Genomic DNA, 20,985 nt, shown 5'->3' with positions numbered 1-20,985 from the left:
AGGGCACCACCGGGTGGTCAGGGTCGGGAGTCCCGTGGCGGCCACGCCGGCCGGCAACCGGCGGCAGATCTGGCCGGCATACCGCCGCACGCGCCGTGGCAGCGCCGCGAATGGGGAACTACAGCGTCGCCCAGACGCACTGGCCGAGGCCGTCACGTTCGACGCCCCAGCCGGTTGCCAGGGCGGCGACGATGGTCAGGCCGCGGCCGTCGACCGCGTCGGGGGCGGCGACGCGCAGCTCCGGGCCGGCCGACGCGCCGTCGGCGATGGACGCCGCCGAGCCGCCGTCGGTGACCCTGATCTCCAGGGTGTCGTCGGGCAGCAGGCGCCAGGCGACCCGGATGACGTCGCCGGGCAGGGGTGCGGCGTGGCGGACCGCGTTGCCGACCAGTTCGGCGGCGATGGCGATGGCGTCGTCGAGACGCTCCTCGGCGACCAGGGTGTCGAGCTCATGGGCCAGACGGTGGCGGGCGACGTGTGCACCGCGAGCGTGATGCGGGACAACGACGCACCAGGCGCGTTCCGCGACGGTTGTGGACACCCTCTCAAGCCTCCCCGTGGGCATCTGCGTCGGCGCGGGGCAGTCGCACCTCGGCGACGGTCCCGCCCCCTTGGCGTGGACGCAACGATACCCATCCATGTTGACGCTCAACGATCCTACGCACCAGATACAGTCCCAGTCCGACGCCGCCGCGGGTGCGCTGGTCGCCGGTCTCCAGTTGCCAGAAGCGCTCGAACGCCCGCTCGACGTGCTCTGGGCGGATGCCGATGCCCCGGTCGGCGACCTTGAACCAGACCGTTTGCGCGTCTGCCCCCGCGGTCAAGTCCGCTTCTACCCAATTCAGGGAGTATTTACCCGCATTCGTTACAAATTCCGCAAGGATGGTAGCGAGGGTGGCGCGTTCTCCCAGGGCTTTCGGCAGGGTTTGTGGCAACGAAACACTCAAGGTGCGGCGCTGCTCGGGGCTCAGGTCGACGACGGCCGCCGTGAGGGTGTCGACCAGGTCGAACGGCAGGAGCGCGGACGCGTCGCCCGGGGCGGCCTCGTCGCCGACGGCATTCAAGAGGCGGTCGACGAGGCGGCTGAGCTCGCGGGCGCGCTGGCCGACGACGTAGATCGCCTCGCGCCGGGAGCCCTCGTCGAGGGATTCCCAGTGCTCGACGAGGGTGTCTGCGTACCCCCTGATGACGGTGATCGGCGTGCGCAGCTCGTGCCCGGTGAGCGCGATGAACAGGTCGCGGCCGTCGGCGGACTGGTCGCCGCGGGCGCGGAACGACACGCCGACGTCGGTGGTGGCGGGCATCGCGGCGGCCCGGATCTGGATCCATGTGCCGCAGGCCATCTGGTGCTCGACGGTTTCCGCACCGGCCGGCAGCGGAAACGGCCACGGCGCGCCGATCGCCGACTCGGGTGAGCGCGCGGTGAGCAGCGCCGCGGCGGGGTTCCAGGTGCGCACGACATGGTCGGCGTCGAGCACGGCGAACGGCACCGCGACGGGGTCGAACACGGGTCCGCCGGCGTGGATCGGCAGTCCGCGGCCAAGGGTGTACTGCAGGCCGATGAGCCCGGCGAGGAAGCCGAGGGCGGCCCGCTCGTCGGCGCCCGCGGTGCCGTCGGCATCGTGGTAGCCGCCGACGAGCACGCCGACCGCGGTCTTGCCGGCGTTGACCTCGGCGGCGACGAAGCGGGTGAGGCCACGGCCGCGCAGGTGCTCCCCGCCGACGGTGCCGAGCAGGCCGACCGGGAATTCGCGGACCCTGGTGCCGTACTGCAGCAGCCCCCGCAGCGTCGGGTGGATGAGGTCGACCGGGCGGCCGAGGGACCAGTCGAGGGCGGCGGCGGCCGCGACGACCCGGCCGCTGTCCTGACCGTATTCGATGAAGGCGGCGCCGGCCGCGGCGGTCGCCTCGACGGTGACGTCGACGGTGCGCTGCAGTGCGGGAAGGCCGCCGGCGCCGGTCGCGAGCTGCTCGGCGATCTCGGCCAGGCCGCCGAACACGGCGGTGGCGTCGACCGGACCCCGGGCATCGACCATGCTGCGAGTCTGCCTCCCCACGCACCGCTTTAAAAGGGCATTGACGAAAGTTCTCCACGTGGGATTCCACCGGGGCGCGTGGGTGGGACGACGGAATCCGCAGGAGCGACGGATCGCAGGATGTCGGTCAGTCGCGCAGGCCGAGCTCCCGGAGTCGGTCGATCACGAATGCGGGCCGGTCCGAAATGATGCCGTCGACTTTCAGTTTCACGACGAGGTCGATGTCGTCGGGTTCGTTGACGGTCCACACGTACACGGGGAATCCGCGGCGGTGGAGGCGCTCGACGAGTTCGGGGGACGCTCGGAGGAGTGCGACGCCGGGTCCGCCGATGCTGCTGCCGGGCGGGAGCCAGCCGATGCGGCTGGGGACCGACCAGACGTCGATGAGCATCACGGTGGGCAGTGCGGGGGCGAGCTGACGGACGCGGCGCACGGCGTTGGCGGAGAACGACATCATCGTGACGTGGACGGGTCGGTTGTCGTCGGGACGGTCCAGTCCGTGCCGGCGCAGCAGTGTCAGGAGTGCGGCTTCCACGGCGGCGCCGTAGCGGGTGGGGTGTTTGGTCTCGATGAGCAGCCGCATGGGCCGGCCGGCGTCGACGGCGAGGCCGAGGAGCCGGTCGAGGGTGAGGACCCGGCCGCGCCAGTGGTCGTCGGCGAGTTTGCGGCTGGTGATGAGCTCGTCGGCGGTCTGGGGCAGGTCGGTGCGCCAGGAGCCGAAGTCGAAGCGGTCGAGGTCGGCGAGGGTCTGCACGCTGACCCGGCCGCGACCGTCACTGGTGCGGTCGATGCGGGAGTCGTGGAGGCAGACGAGGTGGCCGTCGCGGGTCAGCCGGACGTCGCATTCAAGGCCGTCGGCGCCTTCCTCGATGGCGAGGAGGTAGGCGTCGAGGGTGTGCTCGGCGTGTCGATACGACGAGCCCCTGTGCGCGAACACCCAGGGCCGCTCAGGCGACTCTCGGAGCACCGCCGTCCTCGCTCACCATGGGCCGGCCGGCGACCGCCCAGTCCGACATGCCACCGTCGAGATTGATGGTGCGGGTGAGGCCCTGCTGCTGCAGGTATGCGACGACCTGCGCAGACCGGCCGCCGACGCGACAGACGACGATGACGTCGCGGTCGGTGGGGATCTCGTCGATCCTCGACGGGATCTGCATCATCGGCACATGGTTGGCTTCAGGTGCGTGACCTGCCGCCCATTCGTCGTCCTCGCGGACGTCGAGCAGGTAGGCGTCGGCAGCGACCTCGTCGACCGTGACGGTCGGCACAGCGGATCCCCTGAACACCCGCCAAGCCTATAAGAGCCTCAGATGGGGTTGACCCAGGTGGGGTTCTCCACGGCCCACGCGTCGAGCGAGTCGTTGAGCATCGCGGCGTACAGCGCTTTTGCTTCCTCCAGGGCCACGACGTAGGAGATGCCGCTGATGTCCTGTGTCTCGGACGGCACGGTCAGCCCGACGAGGCCGCTGGGGCGCACGTTGCGCAGGCCGAACATCAGCTCTTCGAGCGCGACGCCATTGGTGTCGACGGTGAGGGCGCCGCCGAGGGCCCGGATGAGCTTGTCGAGCGCGATCGGGTTGGTGGTGAGGTTCTGCTGCTGCGCCTTGGTGAGGATGGCGCGGATGAACTTCTGCTGGTTCTTCTGCCGGTCGAAGTCGCCGTTGGCGAGGCTCTTGCGCTGCCGGACGAGGTCGAGGGCCTGCCAGGACTCGAGGTGGTGGCAGCCGGGCTCGTACACGGCGGGGCGGCCGCCGTGTTCGGGTGACAGGTAGTTGCCGTTGGCGTCGTAGCCGAGGTGGATCGACGTGACCTTCTGGTCGATGCACATGTCGACGCCGCCGAGGATGTCGACGGCGGCTTTGAAGCCGTCGAAGTTGACGATCGCGGCGCCGTCGAAGTGGATGCCGAGCAGTTCGGTGAGGGTCTCGGCGAGGAGTTGGACGCCGCCGGCACCGCCACCGCCGTGCTGGAACGCGCCGTTGATCTTCTCGTGGCTGCTGCCACGGAAGCCGGTGGGCTCGAACGCGGGGATCCTCACCCGCAGGTCACGGGGGATCGACAGGAGATAGGCCCGGTCGAGGCTGACCGGGATGTGCACGATGATGATCGAGTCGGAGCGCTGTCCGTCCTCGGGGTCCTTGGCCCGCAGGTCGGAGCCGAGGAGCAGGAAGTTGAGCGGGCCGGTGACGCTGCTGCGGCGCTCTTCCTTCTTGTCGTCGTTGCCGACGCGGGCGTTGGAGCCGAGCAGGTTTTCCTGGTTCACGCTCTTGCTGTATCGGTTGGCGAGGACCTGTGAGCCGGTGACCGCGGTGGCGGAGACCAGGACGAGGACCGCGCCGACGACGACGAGGAGTTTGGCCCAGACGGGGTCGCGGCCTGGCAGGGCGGCCTTGCGGGCCTTGCGCTTCTGCCGCCGGGTGAGCGGTCCCGCACTCCCGGCAGCGGCTGCGGCGTCGGCGTCGGGGGCGGCGGGCTCAGCGGGCTCCTCGGCAGCGGCAGTGGCGGCGGCGGCCGGTGCTTCGGAGGTGGCGGCGGCGGATTCTGCGGAAGTGGCGGCGGCCGGGCCTTCCGAGGGCGAAGATGGGGCTGAAGACTCGGCAGCGGGGTCGTCGGACGAGTCCGAAATATCCGACGTGCTGGAGTCGGTGCCGGTCGACGCTCCCACCGCATCGGCCGGAGCGGGCGGCGTCTCTTCAGGGCTCTCCGCCGAGCGACTCACCGGCGGATCCTGGTCCTGCTGCATGTCGCCCCCGACTACGTGCCCGCACTGCGGCGGGGATCTATCCGAGTCTACGTTCGCGGCGGGGATCGTGCCGACCAGCGTCACTGCACAAGATCCGAAGAGTTGCCACCGATCAGGCGTTTTCTACTCGGTCAAGAGCGACTTCTGCAATGAGATCTATATGACAGCCCGGGCATGCAACCCCTCAGGTGGGGAGACATGCCCGGAATGCCGGAATAATCACTTCTTGGTGGATGACTTCGTCGAGGGTTGCGACGACCCGCTCGCGGCCGGCTTCGGCGCGTTCGTCGCCGCCCAGTCCGCCATCTTGTCGGTGCGCATCGCGGTGTACAGCGCGTCGGCCTTGGCCTCGTTCGGCACGACGACGTCCTCACCGTTGATCTTCTTGCTGCCGTCGTGCGGGCTGACGAGGAACGTCAGGTCGTCGCTGCGCAGGTTGCGGAACTGCAGCGCCATGTCGGCGAGCGAGAAGTCCTTGTCGACGGTCATCGCCTTGGTGATCGCCTTGAGGAACGCGTTGAGCTTCGTCGGGCTGCTCACCGTGCCGGAGCTGACGGCCTTGTCGAGGATCGCCTTCATCATCTGCTGCTGGTGGCGCATCCGGGCGAAGTCGCCGTCGGGGAACTGGTAGCGCTGCCGGGCGTAGTCGAGGGCCTCGTCACCGTTGAGGTGGTTCATACCCTTCTTGAACTTGCGCTTCGGCGGGTGGATGGAGGTGATGTCCTGCTCGATGTTCATGTCGATGCCGCCGAGGGCGTCGATGACCTGCTTGAAGCCGCCGAAGTCGATGAGCAGCACGTGGTCCATCCGGACGTTGCTGTACTTCTCGATCGTCTGCACGGTCAGCGGTGTGCCACCCCAGGAGAACGACGCGTTGAGCTTGGCCTTGGTGTCGCCGTAGGGCGTCGTCTTGCTCTTGGGGATGTAGACGTAGAGGTCGCGGGGCATGGAGACCAGGTACGCCTTGTCGTGGCTGGACGGGATGTGCAGCATGATCATGGTGTCGGTGCGCCACTCGCCGGGCTTGCCCTTGTTGTCGGGGTCGCGGGAGTCGCTGCCGAGCAGCAGCATGTTGAGCGCGCCGTCGGCGACCTTCGCCGGCCGGCCGCCGGTGATCTCGCCGAACGGGTCGTCGCGCTGCAGGCCCGCGTCGACGTAGCGGTAGTAGCTGTAGGCACCGACGCCGGCGAGAAGCGCCAGGACGACGATCGCGGCCCCGGCGACGAGGGCGATGCGCCCCCAGCGGGGACGGATCTTGCGGCGGCCGGGGTATTCGTTGCCGCCGGGCCGGCGGGGCGGCACGACGCCGCCGCCACCACCTGAGCCGGACGCGGCGGGCTTCCCGTAGACGCCTGGCGTCGCCGGGCTGGTCGGTGCGGAGGTGCCGGAGACGCGCGCACGAGCTCCCGCGCTGGGCGGGAGGGCGTTGGGCACCGAGGCGCGACCCGACGAGCCGTTGGAGGCAGGCGTGGTGGACATGAAACCCACGATACGAACCCGGCGCCGCTACGCCACGCAACTCGGGCGGGCGCGGCACGAAGCCGGGAGTGTCACCTTGAGCGGAAATAGTCCAGAGTGCGGCGCAGGCCTTCGTCGGGGCCGACGGTCGGCTCGTATCCCAGCAGCTCACGGGCCTTGGTCAGGTCGGGGCGGCGGCGCTCGGGGTCGTCGGCGGTGCGGGGCAGCAGCGACACGGTCGACGCGCTGTCGGATAGCCGCACGATCGTGTCGGCGAGCTCGAGCATGGTCATCTCGTGTTCGGTGCCGCAGTTGATCGGGCCGGTCTCACCGGAGTCGAGCAGGAGCAGGATGCCGCGGACGAGGTCGGACACGTGGCAGATGGACCGGGTCTGGGTGCCGGAGCCGTGGACGGTGATCGGCTCGCCGCGCAGCGCCTGGGAGATGAAGGTGGGGATGGCGCGGCCGTCGTCGGGGCGCATGCGCTCGCCGTAGGTGTTGAAGATCCGCACGATGCCGACGTCGGCGCCACGGCCACGGCGGTAGCCCATGGTGGCCGCCTCGGAGAAGCGTTTCGCTTCGTCATACACACTGCGGATGCCGATCGGGTTGACGTTGCCCCAATACGTTTCCGGCTGCGGGTGGACGAGCGGGTCGCCATAGGCCTCGGAGGTGGACGCCATCACGAAGCGGGCGCCGTCGGCGACGGCGCGTTCGAGCAGCTGGAGCGTGGCGAGCGAGCCGACCCGGAGGATCTCGACGGGCAGCAGCTCGAAGTCGGTGGGGCTGGCCGGCGACGCGAAGTGCAGGATCGCGTCGAACCTGGCGGTGAGGGCTTCGACGGTCGGCAGCGGCTCGCTGACGTCGGCCTCGACCAACGTGAATCGAGGGTGGTCGACCAGGTGCGCGACGTTGTCCTTACTGCCCGTGACGAAGTTGTCGATGACGACAACCTGCGCGCCGCGGGCGATCAGGGCATCGGCGAGGTGAGACCCGACGAACCCGGCACCACCGGTCAGCAGGATCCGGTGTCCTTCGCCGTAACGCTGCGCAACTTCGACCATGGGACCAGCCTAGCGGCAGTGCGCCGGGGCCGGGGATCGGCGGTGCCCGGACCCCGGCGCACTACATCTCAGACGGCTCCGGCACCCGTGAGGGAGCGGGCCTCCAGTTCGGCGAACTTGTCCGGGTTGCGCTCCTTGCTGGTCAGCGCCCCGAGCGCGGCGAAGATGAAGCCGATCGGAATCGAGATCAGGCCAGGGTTCTCCAGCGGGATCGGCGCCGCCGTGGTGCAGCTGAACAGCGCTGTCGGGTTGGAGACCGCCTTCGACTTCTGCTCCACGCCGCAGGTCTTCGCCTGTGCCGCGTTGAGGGTCGCCGGGGTGCGGGCGTCGCTGACGCCGCCCCAGGCGATCGGGCTCATGAGCACGATGCCGACGGCGGAGATCAGACCGGCGTAGATGCCCCAGGTCGCGCCGCGGGTGTTGAACTTCTTCCAGAAGAGGGAGAAGAGGATCGCCGGCAGGTTCGCCGACGCGGCGATCGCGAAGGCGAGCGCCACCAGGAACGCGACGTTGAGGTTGCGGGCGAAGATGCCGAGCACGATCGAGACCGCGCCGATGACGAACGCGGAGTACCGGGCGACGACGACCTCCTGCCGCTCGGTGGTCTGGCCGCGCTTGATGACGTTGGCGTACAGGTCGTGCGCCAGTGAGGAGGACGACGCCAGGGTGAGTCCGGCGACGACCGCGAGGATGGTGGCGAACGCGACGGCCGCGATGATGGCGAGCAGCAGTGAGCCGCCGAAGTCACCGCCGAGGTAGCGCTTGCCGAGGGCCTCGGCGAGCTGTGGGGCCGCCGTGTTGCCACCCGGGTCCTGGGCGAGGATGGCCTGCCGTCCGACGAGCGCCGCGGCACCGAAACCCAGCGCGAGGGTCATCAGGTAGAACACGCCGATGATGCCGATCGCCCAGACGACGCTTTTGCGGGCCGCCTTGGCGTTGGGCACCGTGTAGAAGCGGATCAGGATGTGCGGCAGGCCGGCGGTGCCGAGGACGAGGGCGAGGCCGAGCGAGATCAGGTCGAGCTTGCTGGCGAGGGTCGCGGCGGCGTTGCCGGCGATGTCGCGGCCGTAGCGCAGGCCGGGCTGCAGGAACGACTCCGGTGGGGTCCGGCCGGACTTGGCGGCGGCCTCGCCGAGCAGCGACGACAGGTTGAACTTGAACGCGGCGAACACCATCAGGGTCAGCACCAGGGCGCCGAGCATGAGCATGAACGCCTTGACGATCTGGACGTAGGTGGTGCCCTTCATACCGCCGACGGTCACGTAGACGATCATCAGCACGCCGATGAGGGCGATGGTGACGATCTTCGCGGCTTCCGCGCTCATGCCCAGGAACGTGTCGCCGGGCTTGATGCCGAGCAGCAGCGCGACGAGGGCGCCGGCGCCGACCATCTGCGCCAGGAGGTAGAAGATCGACACGATGATCGTGGAGATCGACCCGGCGGTGCGGACCGGCGCCTGCCGCATCCGGAACGCGAGGACGTCGGCCATCGTGTAGCGGCCCGAGTTGCGCATGAGCTCGGCGACGAGCAGCAGCGCGACGAGCCAGGCGACGAGGAAGCCGATCGAGTAGAGGAAGCCGTCGTAGCCGTTGAGGGCGATGATGCCGGCGATGCCGAGGAAGCTCGCCGCCGACATGTAGTCGCCGCCGATGGCCATGCCGTTCTGGAAGCCGGTGAAGGACCGGCCGCCGGCGTAGAAGTCGGCGGCGCTCTTGGTCTGCCGGCTGGCCCAGATGGTGATGGCGAGGGTGGCCGCGACGAGGACGACGAACAGCGTGAGCGTCAGCGTCCGGGTGGTGGTCGCCCCCACCGCGAGGGTGATCCCGTTCATTCGGGGCTCCCTTCGATCTTGGCGCGCAGGTCGTCGGCGAGGGGGTCGACGCGACGGTCGGCGTAGCGGGTGTACAGCCAGGCGATGAGGAACGTCGACACGAACTGCAGCAGCCCGAAGATCAACGCGATATTGACGTGGCCGACGACCTTGGTGCTCATGAAGTCGCGGGCGTAGGCGGAGAGCAGCACGTACAGCGCGTACCAGATGAGGAACGCGGCGGAGACCGGGAACACGAAGCGGCGCAGGGAGCGGCGCAGCTCGGCGAACTCCGGGGTGTTGGCGACGGTGACGTAGCGGTTGACGTCGTCCGTGCCGGTCGGCACCGGCGTTTCGGTGCTCATGGGGGATCACCACCTGCCGTTTGGGTGTGGGTACGGCGCACGGTAGAACCCGCCGGGTGGGCGTGAAGATCCCTGGACGGGCCCGGCGGACCCCTGCGCTGAACGGCAGGTTCGGTGCGCCGAGTGACAGCGGTCACACCGTTTACCGACGTTTATATCGAGGTGTACCGACCCCTGTGGTGGAGCAGGGGCTTCGCCGCCGTGTCCGTCAGGGAGACCCCGGCGATAGTCGCCGTCACGAGCAACGACCAGCCGAACTGGTCGGCGCCGGACAGGGTGCAGGCGACCCACGGGTAGCCGCGCGGCACCGGCCCGAACCCGGTGTCCTCCCAGTCGCCGGTCGCGAACAGGCCGCCGGGCGCGGGCATCAGCCCCGCGAACCGTTCGGCGAGCTGGTTGTCGCCCTCGGCGAGCGGCACGACGGCGAACCGGCCGGTCGCCTCGACCGCGGTCCACAGGTCGCTCTCGTCGTCGACCAGCCCGGCGACCCGCCCTGGGTCGCCGTCGGCGACCATCATCGAGGAGACCGTGAGCCCGGCCGGGCCGGCTGCGGTCCACAGGGTCACCGGGGCCGGCAGGCGCCCGCGCAGGCGGCGCAGCGGCGAGCGCTGGTCATCCGGTGTGGCGAACGGATCCGACGGGTGGATACTCACCCGCTCATTGTCGGGTATGACCGGAGGGTGCGACCCCGAAGAGCCCTACGTGTGGCCTACCCCAGCTTCGGGGTGACCGCGACGAGGACCTCCGGGGCGCGGCGCTCGAGGAGGTTGCCGGCGAGGCGGGTGCCGACCCAGGCCAGCGCGAAGCCCCACACCAGACCGACCGGCAGCAACGTCCAGGTCAGCCCGCCGGGGAGCAGGAAGAACGCGACGATCAGCGGCGCCGTCAGCACCCACGTGACGATCATGCTGACGAAGGAGAGCATGCTCTTCGCGCTGCCCTGGCCGGTGTTCATGGCGAACGGGTTGGTGGTGTCCGGCATCGGGTACGGCGCGAGCACCGACGTGATGCCGGCCGCGCCGACCGAGATGCCGTAGCTGCACAGCCCGATGCCCAGCGCGGGGGCGAGCTGGTCGGTGTGGCCGCTGAGCACCGACACGGCGACGGTGCCGGCGGCCAGCAGCGGGAAGGTGAGGATGCCGACGCCGATCGCGCGGGCGGCGAGCTCGATCTGGCCGGGCACGTTGGTGAGCATGTGCAGCGCGTACGCGGTGCCGTCGTTGCCGAACTGGTTGACCAGGACCAGGCCGACGAACGCGCCGGCGAACATCAGCGACAGGATGAGGGCGCCGTCGCTCATGCCGATGCTCTGCCGCGCCGCCTCCTGCTCCTGCGCGCTGGAGCCGGTGCCGAAGCCGAACGTGAACGCGAACGGGATGACCACCGACGCGGCGAGCAGCGAGATGAGGCTCGCCCGGCGGCGCGGGTCGCGGCCCCAGTAGCGGACCTCCCGGCCGACGAGCCCGGTGAACCGGCCGACTGGCAGCGACCGTATGACGGCGGGCAGGAACGCCCGGACGGGCTTGCCGTCCACGGCCTTCGCCTTCTTCGCCGCGGCGGTGGACGCGGTGCCGAGCATCGCGGACTCGATCGTCCGCAGCCACCACCACAGCAGCGTCGCGACGCCGGCGACGCCGATCGCGAGGCGGGCCGCGGCGAGGTGCCAGTTGCCGTCGATCGCGTCGACGTAGGCGACGAACGGTGCGGCGAGCGGCGTCCACGACAGGATTCCGCCGATCGTCGTGGCCTGCTTCGACTCGCCGTTCTCGACGAGGGCGAACACCAGCTGGAAGATCGGGTTGCAGGAGATGCCGGCCAGGGCGATGAGCAGCGCCGCCAGGTCGCGGACCTTCCGGGAGCGCAGCATCCCGGCAAAGGCGCTGGTGACGGCGCGGCTCGCGGCGACGCACACGGCGAGCCCGACGGCGGCGCCGAGGACCGCGACGAGGCCGGCGCCGATGCCGCCGTCGATGACGGCGCCGATGGTCGAGCCGAGCGCGGCGAGCAGCGTGACGACCGGCGGGATGCCGACGACGGCGGCGGCGAGCATGCCGAGGACCAGCGTGCGGCGCGGCACCGGCAGCAGCGCGAACCTGGCCGGGTCGAGGGTCTCGTCGACGCCGAAGAACAACAGCGGCACCAGGACCCAGGCGAGGACGAGGGCGGTGCCGGCGAACGCGGCGAGCGTGGGGCGCAGGCCTTCGTCGGCGACGCTGCTGCCGGCGAACACGGCGAGGCCGACGACCGCCGCCCACAGGCCGAAGAAGATGCCGAGGATGAACAGCCAGATCCGCGACTTCTTGCCGCGCATCGTGTTGCCGAGGATGCGCAGCTTCAACCGGACGAAGTGGCGGGCCTTCGGCTCGCCACCACGGATCGGCTCCGGCCGCGGCGCGAACACGCCGCCGGCGTCGGCGGGCGCTGACCGCTGCGCGGGAACCTGCTGCCCGGCAGCGGGCTGCGCCGAGCCTGACGGAGCAGGGACCTGCTGGGCGGGAATGCGCGGCTCGGCGGGTGGCTCGGCGGGTGGCTCGGGGGTCACAGCCACGACAGCTCCGCGCCCGTCGCGACCCGGCCGCCGACCACGTCGACGAACACGTCCTCGAGCTCCCGGCCGCCCTTCACCTGCTCGGTCGTGCCGACGACCTTGATCTGGCCGTCGGCGAGGATCGCGATGTGGGTGCAGAGCCGCTCCACGACCTCCATCACGTGGCTGGAGAAGATCACGGTGCCGCCGTTGCGCACGTACCGCACGAGGATGTCGCGGATCAGGGCGCCCGAAACGGGGTCGACGGCCTCGAACGGCTCGTCGAGGACCAGCAGCCGCGGCGCGTGCAGCAGCGCGCAGGCCAGGCCGATCTTCTTCTTCATGCCGGCGGAGTAGTCCACTACGAGAGTGCGGCCGGCGTCGGCGAGGCCCAGGACGTCGAGCAGCTCGGCGGCGCGGGCGTCGATCACGTCCTGCGGCAGGCCGCGCAGCAGGCCGGTGTAGGCGAGCAGCTCGCCGCCGGTGAGCCGGTCGAACATGCGGGCCGAGTCGGTGAGCGCGCCGAGACGGCGCTTCGCCTCGACGGGGTCGGACCAGACGTCGTGGCCGAGGACATAGGCGTGGCCGGCGTCGGGGCGCAGCAGCCCGACAGCCATCGACAGCGACGTCGTCTTGCCTGCGCCGTTGGGGCCGAGGAGCCCGAAGAACGAGCCGGTCGGCACGTCGAGGTCGACGCCGGCGACGGCGACCTTCTGGTCAAAACGCTTGGACAGCCCCCGCAGCGCGAGAGCCGAGGCAGGCTCACGATCCGTCACTTCTCGACCGTAGGTCACGCCCGCATCCCCCGCATCCCCCGCACCCACCCTTACATGCGCAGCGCGTCCGGCGCGTGCAGGCGAAGCATGATCGCTCCGAGGTCCTTGGGCAAGCGTTGCCGGGTGAGCAATGACACCGTGATCATGACCAGGAACGCCAGGGGCACGCTCCAGGCGGCCGGTTGGGTGGTCAGCACGCCCGCCCAGCCGGTCAGCGGCCCGCCGAGGACCGTGAGCAGCACCGCGGCGACCGCGGCGCCACCGCCGGCGACGATCCCGGCCGCCGCGCCGACCGCGGTCAGGCCCCGCCACCAGATGCCGAGGACGAGCAGCGGGCAGAAGCTGGACGCGGCGACGGCGAACGCCAGGCCGACGACCTGCGACACGTCGAGGCTCGCGACGAACAGGGCGAGCAGCAGCGGCACCACGCCCGCCACCAGCGCGGAGCGGCGGAAGTCGCGGACGGACCCGTGCCCGAGCACGTCGGTGGACAGGACCCCGGCGACGCTGGTCAGCAGGCCCGAGGACGCGGACAGGAAGGCGGCGAACGCGCCGGCGGCGACGAGCGCGCTGAGCAGTTGACCGGTGAGCCCGCCGCCGAGCGCCGCCGACGGCAGCAGCAGCACGACCGCGTCGGTGTTCCCGGTCATCAGCAGTTGCGGTGTGTACACGCGGCCGAGCACGCCGTACAGGGTCGGGGTCAGGTAGAAGACGCCGACCAGTCCGAGGACGACGAGCGTGGTGCGGCGGGCGGCGGCCCCGTCCGCGTTCGTGTAGAAGCGGACCAGGACGTGTGGCAGTCCCATCGTGCCGAGAAACGTGGCGAGGATCAGCGAATACGTCGCGAACAGCCCCTGGGAGCCGTCCCCGGGCAGGAGCCACTCGGTCGGGGACTCCGCCGAGACGGCGGCGACCTTCGGTACCGACGCGGCCGCAGCGAAATCGAGAGCGGTCCCGGGGTCGACGTCGTGCTCGCCGACGGTGAGCAGCACGCCGCCGTCCACTGCCGTCCCGTCGAGCCGGCCATGGGCGGTGACCTGCGTCTGGACCGACACCATCAGCCGCGTCGGGTGGTCGATGGTGACCGTCGTCGCGACCGGGAACGTCGGGCCGTCCGGCGCGGTCAGGGCCGGACGGCCGTCGGACTGCCACTGCATGAGCAGGAAGACGAACGGCACTGCCAGGGCGGTCAGTTTCAGCCAGTACTGGAACGCCTGCACGAACGTGATCGACCGCATCCCACCGAGCGCCACGTTGAGCGTGACGACGACGCCGACGAGCAGTGCGCCGAGCGCGTACGGGGCGCCGGTCACCGTCTGCAGGGTCAGGCCGGCGCCCTGCAGCTGCGGCACGAGATACAGCCAGCCGATGAACATGACGAACGCGGTCGCGAGCTTGCGCAGCCGCTTCGAGCGGAGCCTGACCTCGCAGAAGTCCGGGAGGGTGAACGCCCCGGAACGGCGCAGCGGGGCGGCGACGAACAGCAGCAGCGCCAGATAGCCGGCGGCGAACCCGACCGGGTACCAGAGGACGTCGACGCCGTACTTGAGGATCAGGCCGGCGACGCCGAGGAAGCTCGCGGCCGACAGGTATTCGCCGCTGATCGCCGCCGCGTTCCAGGTCGGGCTGACCATGCGGGACGCGACCAGGAAGTCCGACGTCGTGCGGGCGAAACGCAGCCCGTACAGGCCGATGGCCACGGTGACCAGAGTGACCGCGATAACGGCTGGAAGGGCGTAGGAACTCATGTCGCCGCCTCGCTTCGCTCACCGGCGCCACGAGGCTCAGAAACACACTGCGACATGATCCGCTCGCCAAGCTCGCTCATGACTGCTGCTGTGACCTGTCCTCGACCAGGGCGACGAACTCGGCCTCGTTGCGTTCGGCGAGCCGCACGTACGCGTAGCCGACGGCGAACAGGAACGGGTAGGCGGCGACGCCGAGCAGCAGCCACGGCACCGAGATCCCGAACAGGTGCGCGCTGCCGACGGCGGGAGCGGCGGCGAACAGCAGCGGCAGCCCGCCGAGCGCGACCGCGACGACCGCGGCGAGGCGCACCGCGACGGCCAGCTGGGCGCGCACGAGCCCGCGGGCGAGAGCGGCGCCGACCGGGCTCTGCTCCTCGAGCTCGGCGCGGGTGCGGGCGGGGTCGATCGGGGCGCGGGCGACGTCACCGAGCACCACGCGGACCCGCGGGGTGGGTGGCTCCATGGACGGCAGTCTTGCAATGAGCGTGAAACAAGTGCAAGGGGCCGACGTCCCCCGTTTGAACGTCGGCCCCTGGTCTGTGTCTTGTGTCAGTACCGCCGGTAGCAGGGATAGTTCGAGACGGAGACGGGCTCGGGCACGATCCGGCGGGCCTCGGCGCGGCCGATGTTCCAGCCGCGCCAGTCGTCGGCCTCGTGGACGTCGCGGGAGATCTCCGACAGTGCGCACTCGCGGGCCCCGGCGGGCAGCTTGTCCAGCGCGGGCGCGGCGTCCGCGGACAGCGTCGACAGATACCAGACGTCGGTGTTGTTGTTGGCGAACCTGGCGACGTTCTGCTCGGCGATGAACCGGTCCGGGTTCAGCACCGCGAGGCCCAGCAGCGTGACGACCCACAGGGCGACCGCCGCCCGCGGCAGCCACCGGGTCACCGGCACGACCCCGGCCACCATGATCAGGACGATGACGCCGCCGAGCCACAGCTCGAACGCGCTGACCAGGACGCGGAGCCGGCTGAAGCCGTACGCCTGCTCGTAGACGTCCATGCGCCACAGCGCGGAGACCACGACGACGAGCGCGCCCAGCGACAGCAGACCGAGCAGCACGCGCAGCAGCACCCGGTCGCGGGCCGTCTCCCGGGACGCCTTGCGCACCGCCACCGCGATCACGACGAGCGTGAGCAGCGTGACGACGAGCAGCTGCCAGAAGCCCTTGCGGGCGTAGTCGGCGAACGTGAGCCCGGCGGTGCGCATCACGTAGTCGCGGTCGCCGAAGAGGACCGCGACCTGCACGCCGACGAAGATCCCGAAGACGGCGAGGACGGCGCCGACGGGGACGACCCACTCGTACCAGCGGACCGTCCGGACATCGCGTGGCCTGCCGTCACCGATCGTGGACGGGCTGTGCAGCAGATACGCCCCGCCGAACGTGAGCCAGGCGGCGACCGCGCCCACGAACACCCAGCGGAACGGTGTGGCGAGCGACAGGTCGGGCAGGATCGCCCGCACGATGCGGTCGAACGCGGCGTCGGCACTGGCGAACAGCGCCCCGAACACGACGAGCAGCAGCAGGCCGAGGCCGATCGAGGCGAGCACCCGCGACGCGCCGGACGTGCCCTCCTTCGCCCGCGCCCTGGCCATGCCCCAGCGGACCCACGGCAGCGCCCGGAAGCCGGCGACCGGCAGGTTGAGCAGCGCCATGAACACCGCCGGGACCCGTCGCCCGGCGCCGACGGCGAGCGCGACGCTGCCGAACGCGCCGAGGACGCACAGCGCGAACAGCCAGCCCGCGGCCCGGAACACCCCCACGGACAGCAGCGCGACGGTCGCGACGCTCCAGCAGGTCGCTTCGACCGCGCTGGTGCCGCGCCGCTCCGGATCCATGCGCAGCAGCACGACGAGCAGGGCGGAGACGAGCGCGAGCCCCGCGATCGGCCAGCCGATGCCGGGACGGTCCAGCGGCAGGGCGGCGGCCGCGACCACCGCGACGACGAGGCCGCCGATCAGGACCTCGGGCCCGGCGGCGACGCTGCGGGCCGGCCAGCGCAGCTGGAACGGGGTCGGGTTCGGCGGGCCCAGCCTGACCGGGCTGAGCAGCGCCGGATTCGGCACCGGCCGCTGCTGCGGCTGCGGCTGCACCGACGGCGGCGCGAGCGTCGCAACGGCCCCCTGCTGCGGCCCCTGCTGCCCAGGATGCGCGGGCTGCGGCGGGCGTGGCGGCTGCGGCGGCGGTTTCCGCAGGCCGGGTGGTGTCGCACCAATCGGCATCGCCGGCGTCTGCGTCGTCGCATTCGGCTGGTGTACGACCGGCGCCGGCTGCCCGGTCGGCGCGGGACCCGCGGGCTGGACGGACTGTGCGGGCCGCTCATCCGGGGCCGACCGCGCGGGCTGCTCGGCCTGGGCCGGCTGGGTGGGCAGGTCCGCCCGGGCCGACTCCGTGGGCTGCTCGGCCGGGGTCGGCTGGGCGGGCACCGGGGGTCGTGGCGGACCGTCGGGCGGTTCAAAGGTCGAGGGCGACATGTCGGACTCCGGAGGGTATGAGGATCCGCGCGTCCGGTGAAGGCCGGACACGTACTTGAAAGAACGTGTTGATCAGACGGGCAGGGTGACCCGGATGCGACATCCGGCCACGCCGTCCGGCTGCTCGATGACCGCGATCGTGCCGTTGTGCAACTGGATGAACCACTGGGCGATCGCCAGCCCGAGCCCGGTGCCGCCGCCGGACGCGCGGGCGCCGCGGGTGAAACGCTCGAACACCCGCTCGCGCTCCGCGCGCGGGATGCCGGGGCCTTCGTCGGCGACCTCGATCATCACCTGGTCGCCGTCGCGGCGGCCGATGATGGTGACGGTCCCGCCGTCGGGGCTGTGCCGGGTGGCGTTGTCGACCAGGTTGGTCAGGACGTGATGCAGCCGCGCCCGGTCGGCACTGACCAGGGCGTTCTCCGGGAAGGCGCAGGACAGGTATTCGACCTTGTAGCCGGCGGCGGTCGCCTTGACCTCGGCCTCGGCGACCACCTCGATCAGCAGGTCCTCGACGCGGAAGTGCTCCCTGTCCAGCGGGATCACGCCGGCGTCGAGACGGGAGAGGTCGAGCAGTTCGGTGACGAGCCGGCCGAGCCGTTCGGTCTGGGTGAGCGCCGTGCGCAGCGTCGCCTGGTCGGGTTGGACGACGCCGTCGACGACGTTTTCCAGCACGGCCTGAACGGCTGAGATCGGGGTGCGCAGCTCGTGCGAGACGTTGGCGATGAGCTCGCGCCGCTGCTGGTCGGCCGCGGCGAGCTCGGCGGCCATCTGGTTGAACGCCACGGCGAGCTGGCCGACCTCGTCCTTGGAGGTGGCGCGGACCCGCACCGAATAGTCACCGCGGGACATCGCCTGCGCGGCGGCGGTCATGTCCCGCAGCGGCGACGTCACGCCACGGGCGAGGATCTGGGAGGTGAGCAGCCCGACGGTCAGCGCGATCTCCGTCGTCGTCGGCGGGATCCAGCCGATGCCGATCCAGAAGACGCCGAGGCCGGCGCCGGCGGACGCGACGAGCAGCACCGCGAGCTTGAGCTTGATCGAGCGCAGCGGGTCGAGCGGGCGGGGCAGCAGGTCCAGGAAGTCCTTCATGTGGTCTCCAGGGCGTAGCCGACCCCGTGGACGGTCCTGATCAGGTCGGATCCGAGTTTGCGGCGCAGCGCCTTGATGTGGCTGTCGACGGTGCGGGTGCCGGACGCGTCCGCCCATCCCCACACCTCGGCCAGGAGCCGCTCCCGCGGCAGCACCGTCCGGGGCCGGGTCGCGAGGTTGACCAGCAGGTCGAACTCGGTCGGCGTCAGATGTGCCTCGACGCCGCCGCGGCTCACCCGCCGCTGCGCCCGGTTGATCTCGAGGTCGCCGAGGACGATCGGCGCCGCGTCCGGCTCGGGCTGCGCCGCCGCCAGCCGCTCCAGGCGGCGCAGCAGCACGTGGACCCGGGCAGCGAGCTCCCGCATCGAGAACGGCTTGGTGATGTAGTCGTCGGCGCCGACCGCCAGTCCGACGAGCATGTCGGTCTCGTCGTCACGGGCGGTGAGCATGAGGACCGCGACGGGTCGCTCCGCCTGGATGCGCCGGCAGACCTCGAGGCCGTCGAACCCGGGCAGCATCACGTCAAGTACGACCAGATCCGGACGCAGCAGCTTGGCGGCAGCGACCGCCGACGGGCCGTCGTGTGCCTGGTCGACCGCGAACCCCTCGGCGCGCAGCCGGGCCGCGATCGACTCGGCGATCATCCGCTCGTCGTCGACGACGAGGACCTTCCGCCGCTCACCGGTGCCGACTGTGCTCATGCGAGCAGCGTATTGGGTAGATGCGAGGGGCAACGGTGCGTGATGTGGAGGAGTCGTGAAGACCTATGACCATGATTTGGCGGCGCGCACCAGACGGTCCTTCAGCTCCCGGGTGTGCCGGCGGCTGACCGGCAGCTCGTGGTCGTCGATCACCACCACATAGCCGGTGTTCGTCATGCGCAGCTCGGTGATGAGTTTCAGCTGCACCAGGAACGAGCGGTGCACCCGCACGAACCCGGCGTCCGCCCAGCGCTCGGCGAGCGTGGCCAGGGAGACGCGGACCAGGTGGGAGGCGTCGGCGGTGTGCAGCCGGGCGTAGTCGCCCTGCGCCTCGACCCACCGGACCGACGAGCGTGGCAGCATCCTGGTCGTCCCGGCCAGCTCCACCGGGATCGTCGGGTCGTCCTGGCGGTCGCGGCGCCCGGCGACCGACGGGTGCGTCGGCACGAGCCGCGCGGCGAGGACCCGGCGCAGCGACTCGGCGATCCGGTCGGCACGGACCGGTTTGCGCACGTAGTCGGCGACCCCGAGGTCGAACGCCTCGGCGGCGCGGTCGTCGTACGCGGTCACGAACACCACGGCGGGCGGCTTGGCGAACCTGCCGAGGACCCTGGCCAGCTCCATGCCGTCGAGGCCGGGCATGCGGATGTCGAGGAACACGGCGTCGACGTCGATGTCGCGCAGGACGCGCAGCGCCTCGGTCGCGTCGCCGGCGGTGTGCAGGCGGCCGACGCGGGGGTCGGCGCGCAGCAGGTAGGCGAGCTCGTCGAGGGCGGGGACCTCGTCGTCGACGGCGAGGACGCGCAGGAACCCGGTCTGCTGGTGCTCCGGTGTCGCCTGACCGACGACCTGCCCGCTGACACTTCGGTTCATTGGCTGCTCCGCACTCCGGGGTGGAACTTGGGGACCCGCATGCTGACCTTCGTGCCCGCGTCGAGGGCCGTCTCGACCACGACGCCGAACCCGTCGCCAAAGACCGACCGTAGACGCTCATCGACGTTGCGCAACCCGACGTGCTGCCCGGCGTCGATGGTGTCGTCGGCGCTCAGCAGGACAGCGGGGTCCATCCCGACCCCGTCGTCCTCCACGGTGATGTGACACTCCGCGCCGGCGTCCCTGGCCACGATGCTGATCGTGCCCATTCCCGGCTTCCGCGACAACCCGTGCCGGACCGCGTTCTCGACCAGCGGTTGCAGGCACAGGAACGGCAACGTCACCGGCAGGACCTCGGGCGCGATCTGCAGCCGTACCTGCAGCCGCTCCCCGAACCGGGCCCGTTCGATCGTCAGATAGCGGTCGATGGACCGCAGCTCCTCGGCGAGCGTGGTGAACTCCCCGTGCGCCCGGAACGAGTACCGCGTGAACTCGGCGAACTCGAGGATGAGCTCCCTGGCGAGCTCGGGATTGGTCCGGACAAAGCTCGCAATAGCCGTCAACGCGTTGTAGATGAAGTGCGGGCTGATCTGCGCCCGCAACGCCCTGACCTCGGCCCGGGCCAGTCTCGCCTTCGACGTGTCGAGCTCGGCGAGCGCCAGCTGCGTCCCGACCCATCGCGCGGTCTCGGCGGTGGCCTGCACCAGCCCGGGCGCCGGTGGCCCGTCGGACAGCGCGACCAGGGCCCCTTCCCGCTGCGCGAGCGGCACGACGACCGCCCCGCGGACGGGACAGTCGACGAGGTCACAGGGCAGCTCGTCACTGCCGAGCACGGTGGACCGCCCGGCGGTGACGGCCTTCGCGGCGGCGGCCGCGACCTGCTCGCGGTGATGCTCCCCCGCCCCGTCGAACGCCAGCACCTTGACCGCGTCGGTGACCGCGATCCCGGCCGCCCCGGTCAGCGTCCGCAGGTGCCTGACCGCCTTGCCCGCCCCGACCTCGGTCAACCCGTTGCGCAGCGGCTCGGCGGCCAGCGCCGCGATATGGAGCACGTCGTAGGTGGCCCGCTGCGCCGCGGTGGCGATCGCCCGCCGGGACCGCAGCCTGACAACGGCCCACACCGCCCCGGCAAGCGCCACCGCCAGCCCCACGACCGCGATCCCAGCGGCAAGGTTCCCACCCACGCGCCCATCCTGAAGGCTGTGCCGTCCGCCACGCCAGAGCGCTACCACGCGCCCCGCCACAACCCGGTGGAACGCTGGGGTCAGGGCACCAGTGATCCACCAGGTTGTGGGGCGCCCTTCCCCCGCGCAGGC

Annotated in this window: 19 protein-coding genes; all 19 read right to left on the bottom strand. The window is 71.1% G+C overall.

Annotated features, from left to right (window positions below):
- Positions 1-118: 118 nt before the first annotated feature.
- Positions 119-565: an ATP-binding protein gene (locus ABZS58_RS03675; RefSeq protein WP_354777192.1), complete on the bottom strand. Its 447-nt coding sequence runs from the start codon at positions 563-565 to the stop codon at positions 119-121.
- Positions 546-2,036: an ATP-binding protein gene (locus tag ABZS58_RS03670; protein WP_354777190.1), complete on the bottom strand. Its 1,491-nt coding sequence runs from the start codon at positions 2,034-2,036 to the stop codon at positions 546-548. Before ABZS58_RS03670 ends, ABZS58_RS03675 begins: the two co-directional genes overlap by 20 nt.
- A gap of 127 nt (positions 2,037-2,163) precedes the next feature.
- The gene (locus tag ABZS58_RS03665; protein WP_354777188.1) at positions 2,164-2,973 is read right to left on the bottom strand and encodes a glycerophosphodiester phosphodiesterase family protein; all 810 of its coding nucleotides are present in this window, start codon (positions 2,971-2,973) and stop codon (positions 2,164-2,166) included.
- A gap of 10 nt (positions 2,974-2,983) precedes the next feature.
- Positions 2,984-3,322 carry a rhodanese-like domain-containing protein gene (locus tag ABZS58_RS03660; RefSeq protein ID WP_354777186.1) on the bottom strand — a complete coding sequence of 113 codons (339 nt, stop codon included), beginning with the start codon at positions 3,320-3,322 and terminating at the stop codon, positions 2,984-2,986.
- 20 nt (positions 3,323-3,342) lie between these two features.
- Positions 3,343-4,755 carry an LCP family protein gene (locus tag ABZS58_RS03655; RefSeq protein WP_354777185.1) on the bottom strand — a complete coding sequence of 471 codons (1,413 nt, stop codon included), beginning with the start codon at positions 4,753-4,755 and terminating at the stop codon, positions 3,343-3,345.
- A 243-nt stretch (positions 4,756-4,998) separates the two neighbouring features.
- Entirely contained in the window at positions 4,999-6,258 is a 1,260-nt protein-coding gene (locus ABZS58_RS03650; RefSeq protein WP_354777183.1) for an LCP family protein, read from the bottom strand.
- Positions 6,259-6,329: 71 nt separating this feature from the next.
- Entirely contained in the window at positions 6,330-7,301 is a 972-nt protein-coding gene (locus ABZS58_RS03645) for an NAD-dependent epimerase/dehydratase family protein (RefSeq protein ID WP_354777181.1), read from the bottom strand.
- Positions 7,302-7,369: 68 nt separating this feature from the next.
- Entirely contained in the window at positions 7,370-9,133 is a 1,764-nt protein-coding gene (locus ABZS58_RS03640; RefSeq protein WP_354777179.1) for a cation acetate symporter, read from the bottom strand.
- The gene (locus ABZS58_RS03635; RefSeq protein WP_354777177.1) at positions 9,130-9,477 is read right to left on the bottom strand and encodes a DUF485 domain-containing protein; all 348 of its coding nucleotides are present in this window, start codon (positions 9,475-9,477) and stop codon (positions 9,130-9,132) included. Before ABZS58_RS03635 ends, ABZS58_RS03640 begins: the two co-directional genes overlap by 4 nt.
- A gap of 152 nt (positions 9,478-9,629) precedes the next feature.
- The gene (locus ABZS58_RS03630; protein WP_354777430.1) at positions 9,630-10,148 is read right to left on the bottom strand and encodes a flavin reductase family protein; all 519 of its coding nucleotides are present in this window, start codon (positions 10,146-10,148) and stop codon (positions 9,630-9,632) included.
- A 38-nt stretch (positions 10,149-10,186) separates the two neighbouring features.
- The gene (locus ABZS58_RS03625; protein WP_354777175.1) at positions 10,187-12,025 is read right to left on the bottom strand and encodes an ABC transporter permease; all 1,839 of its coding nucleotides are present in this window, start codon (positions 12,023-12,025) and stop codon (positions 10,187-10,189) included.
- Complete coding sequence (locus ABZS58_RS03620; protein WP_354777173.1) at positions 12,016-12,780, bottom strand: ABC transporter ATP-binding protein; 765 nt, start codon at positions 12,778-12,780, stop codon at positions 12,016-12,018. Before ABZS58_RS03620 ends, ABZS58_RS03625 begins: the two co-directional genes overlap by 10 nt.
- A 50-nt stretch (positions 12,781-12,830) precedes the next feature.
- The gene (locus ABZS58_RS03615) at positions 12,831-14,528 is read right to left on the bottom strand and encodes a cation acetate symporter (RefSeq protein WP_354777172.1); all 1,698 of its coding nucleotides are present in this window, start codon (positions 14,526-14,528) and stop codon (positions 12,831-12,833) included.
- Between the two features lie 76 nt (positions 14,529-14,604).
- A complete protein-coding gene (locus ABZS58_RS03610) occupies positions 14,605-14,991 on the bottom strand; it encodes a hypothetical protein (RefSeq protein ID WP_354777170.1) in 387 nt (128 codons plus the stop codon).
- 86 nt (positions 14,992-15,077) lie between these two features.
- Positions 15,078-16,955, bottom strand: a complete 1,878-nt coding sequence (locus ABZS58_RS03605; protein ID WP_354777168.1) for a DUF4153 domain-containing protein — start codon at positions 16,953-16,955, stop codon at positions 15,078-15,080.
- A gap of 120 nt (positions 16,956-17,075) precedes the next feature.
- Positions 17,076-18,095, bottom strand: a complete 1,020-nt coding sequence (locus tag ABZS58_RS03600; RefSeq protein WP_354777166.1) for a HAMP domain-containing sensor histidine kinase — start codon at positions 18,093-18,095, stop codon at positions 17,076-17,078.
- Positions 18,092-18,796, bottom strand: coding sequence for a response regulator transcription factor (locus ABZS58_RS03595; RefSeq protein ID WP_354777164.1), 705 nt, complete (start codon positions 18,794-18,796; stop codon positions 18,092-18,094). Before ABZS58_RS03595 ends, ABZS58_RS03600 begins: the two co-directional genes overlap by 4 nt.
- 63 nt (positions 18,797-18,859) lie before the next feature.
- Positions 18,860-19,669, bottom strand: coding sequence for a LytTR family DNA-binding domain-containing protein (locus ABZS58_RS03590; RefSeq protein ID WP_354777162.1), 810 nt, complete (start codon positions 19,667-19,669; stop codon positions 18,860-18,862).
- A complete protein-coding gene (locus ABZS58_RS03585; RefSeq protein ID WP_354777160.1) occupies positions 19,666-20,853 on the bottom strand; it encodes a histidine kinase in 1,188 nt (395 codons plus the stop codon). The genes ABZS58_RS03590 and ABZS58_RS03585 overlap by 4 nt, the downstream gene beginning before the upstream one ends.
- Positions 20,854-20,985 lie beyond the last annotated feature (132 nt).

The sequence above is a fragment of the Dactylosporangium sp. NPDC005555 genome, from assembly GCF_040605635.1.
Classification (GTDB): Bacteria; Actinomycetota; Actinomycetes; order Mycobacteriales; family Micromonosporaceae; genus Dactylosporangium.
The sequence above is the reverse complement of the archived record's forward strand: the minus strand, read 5'-3'. Positions and strand labels throughout refer to the sequence as shown.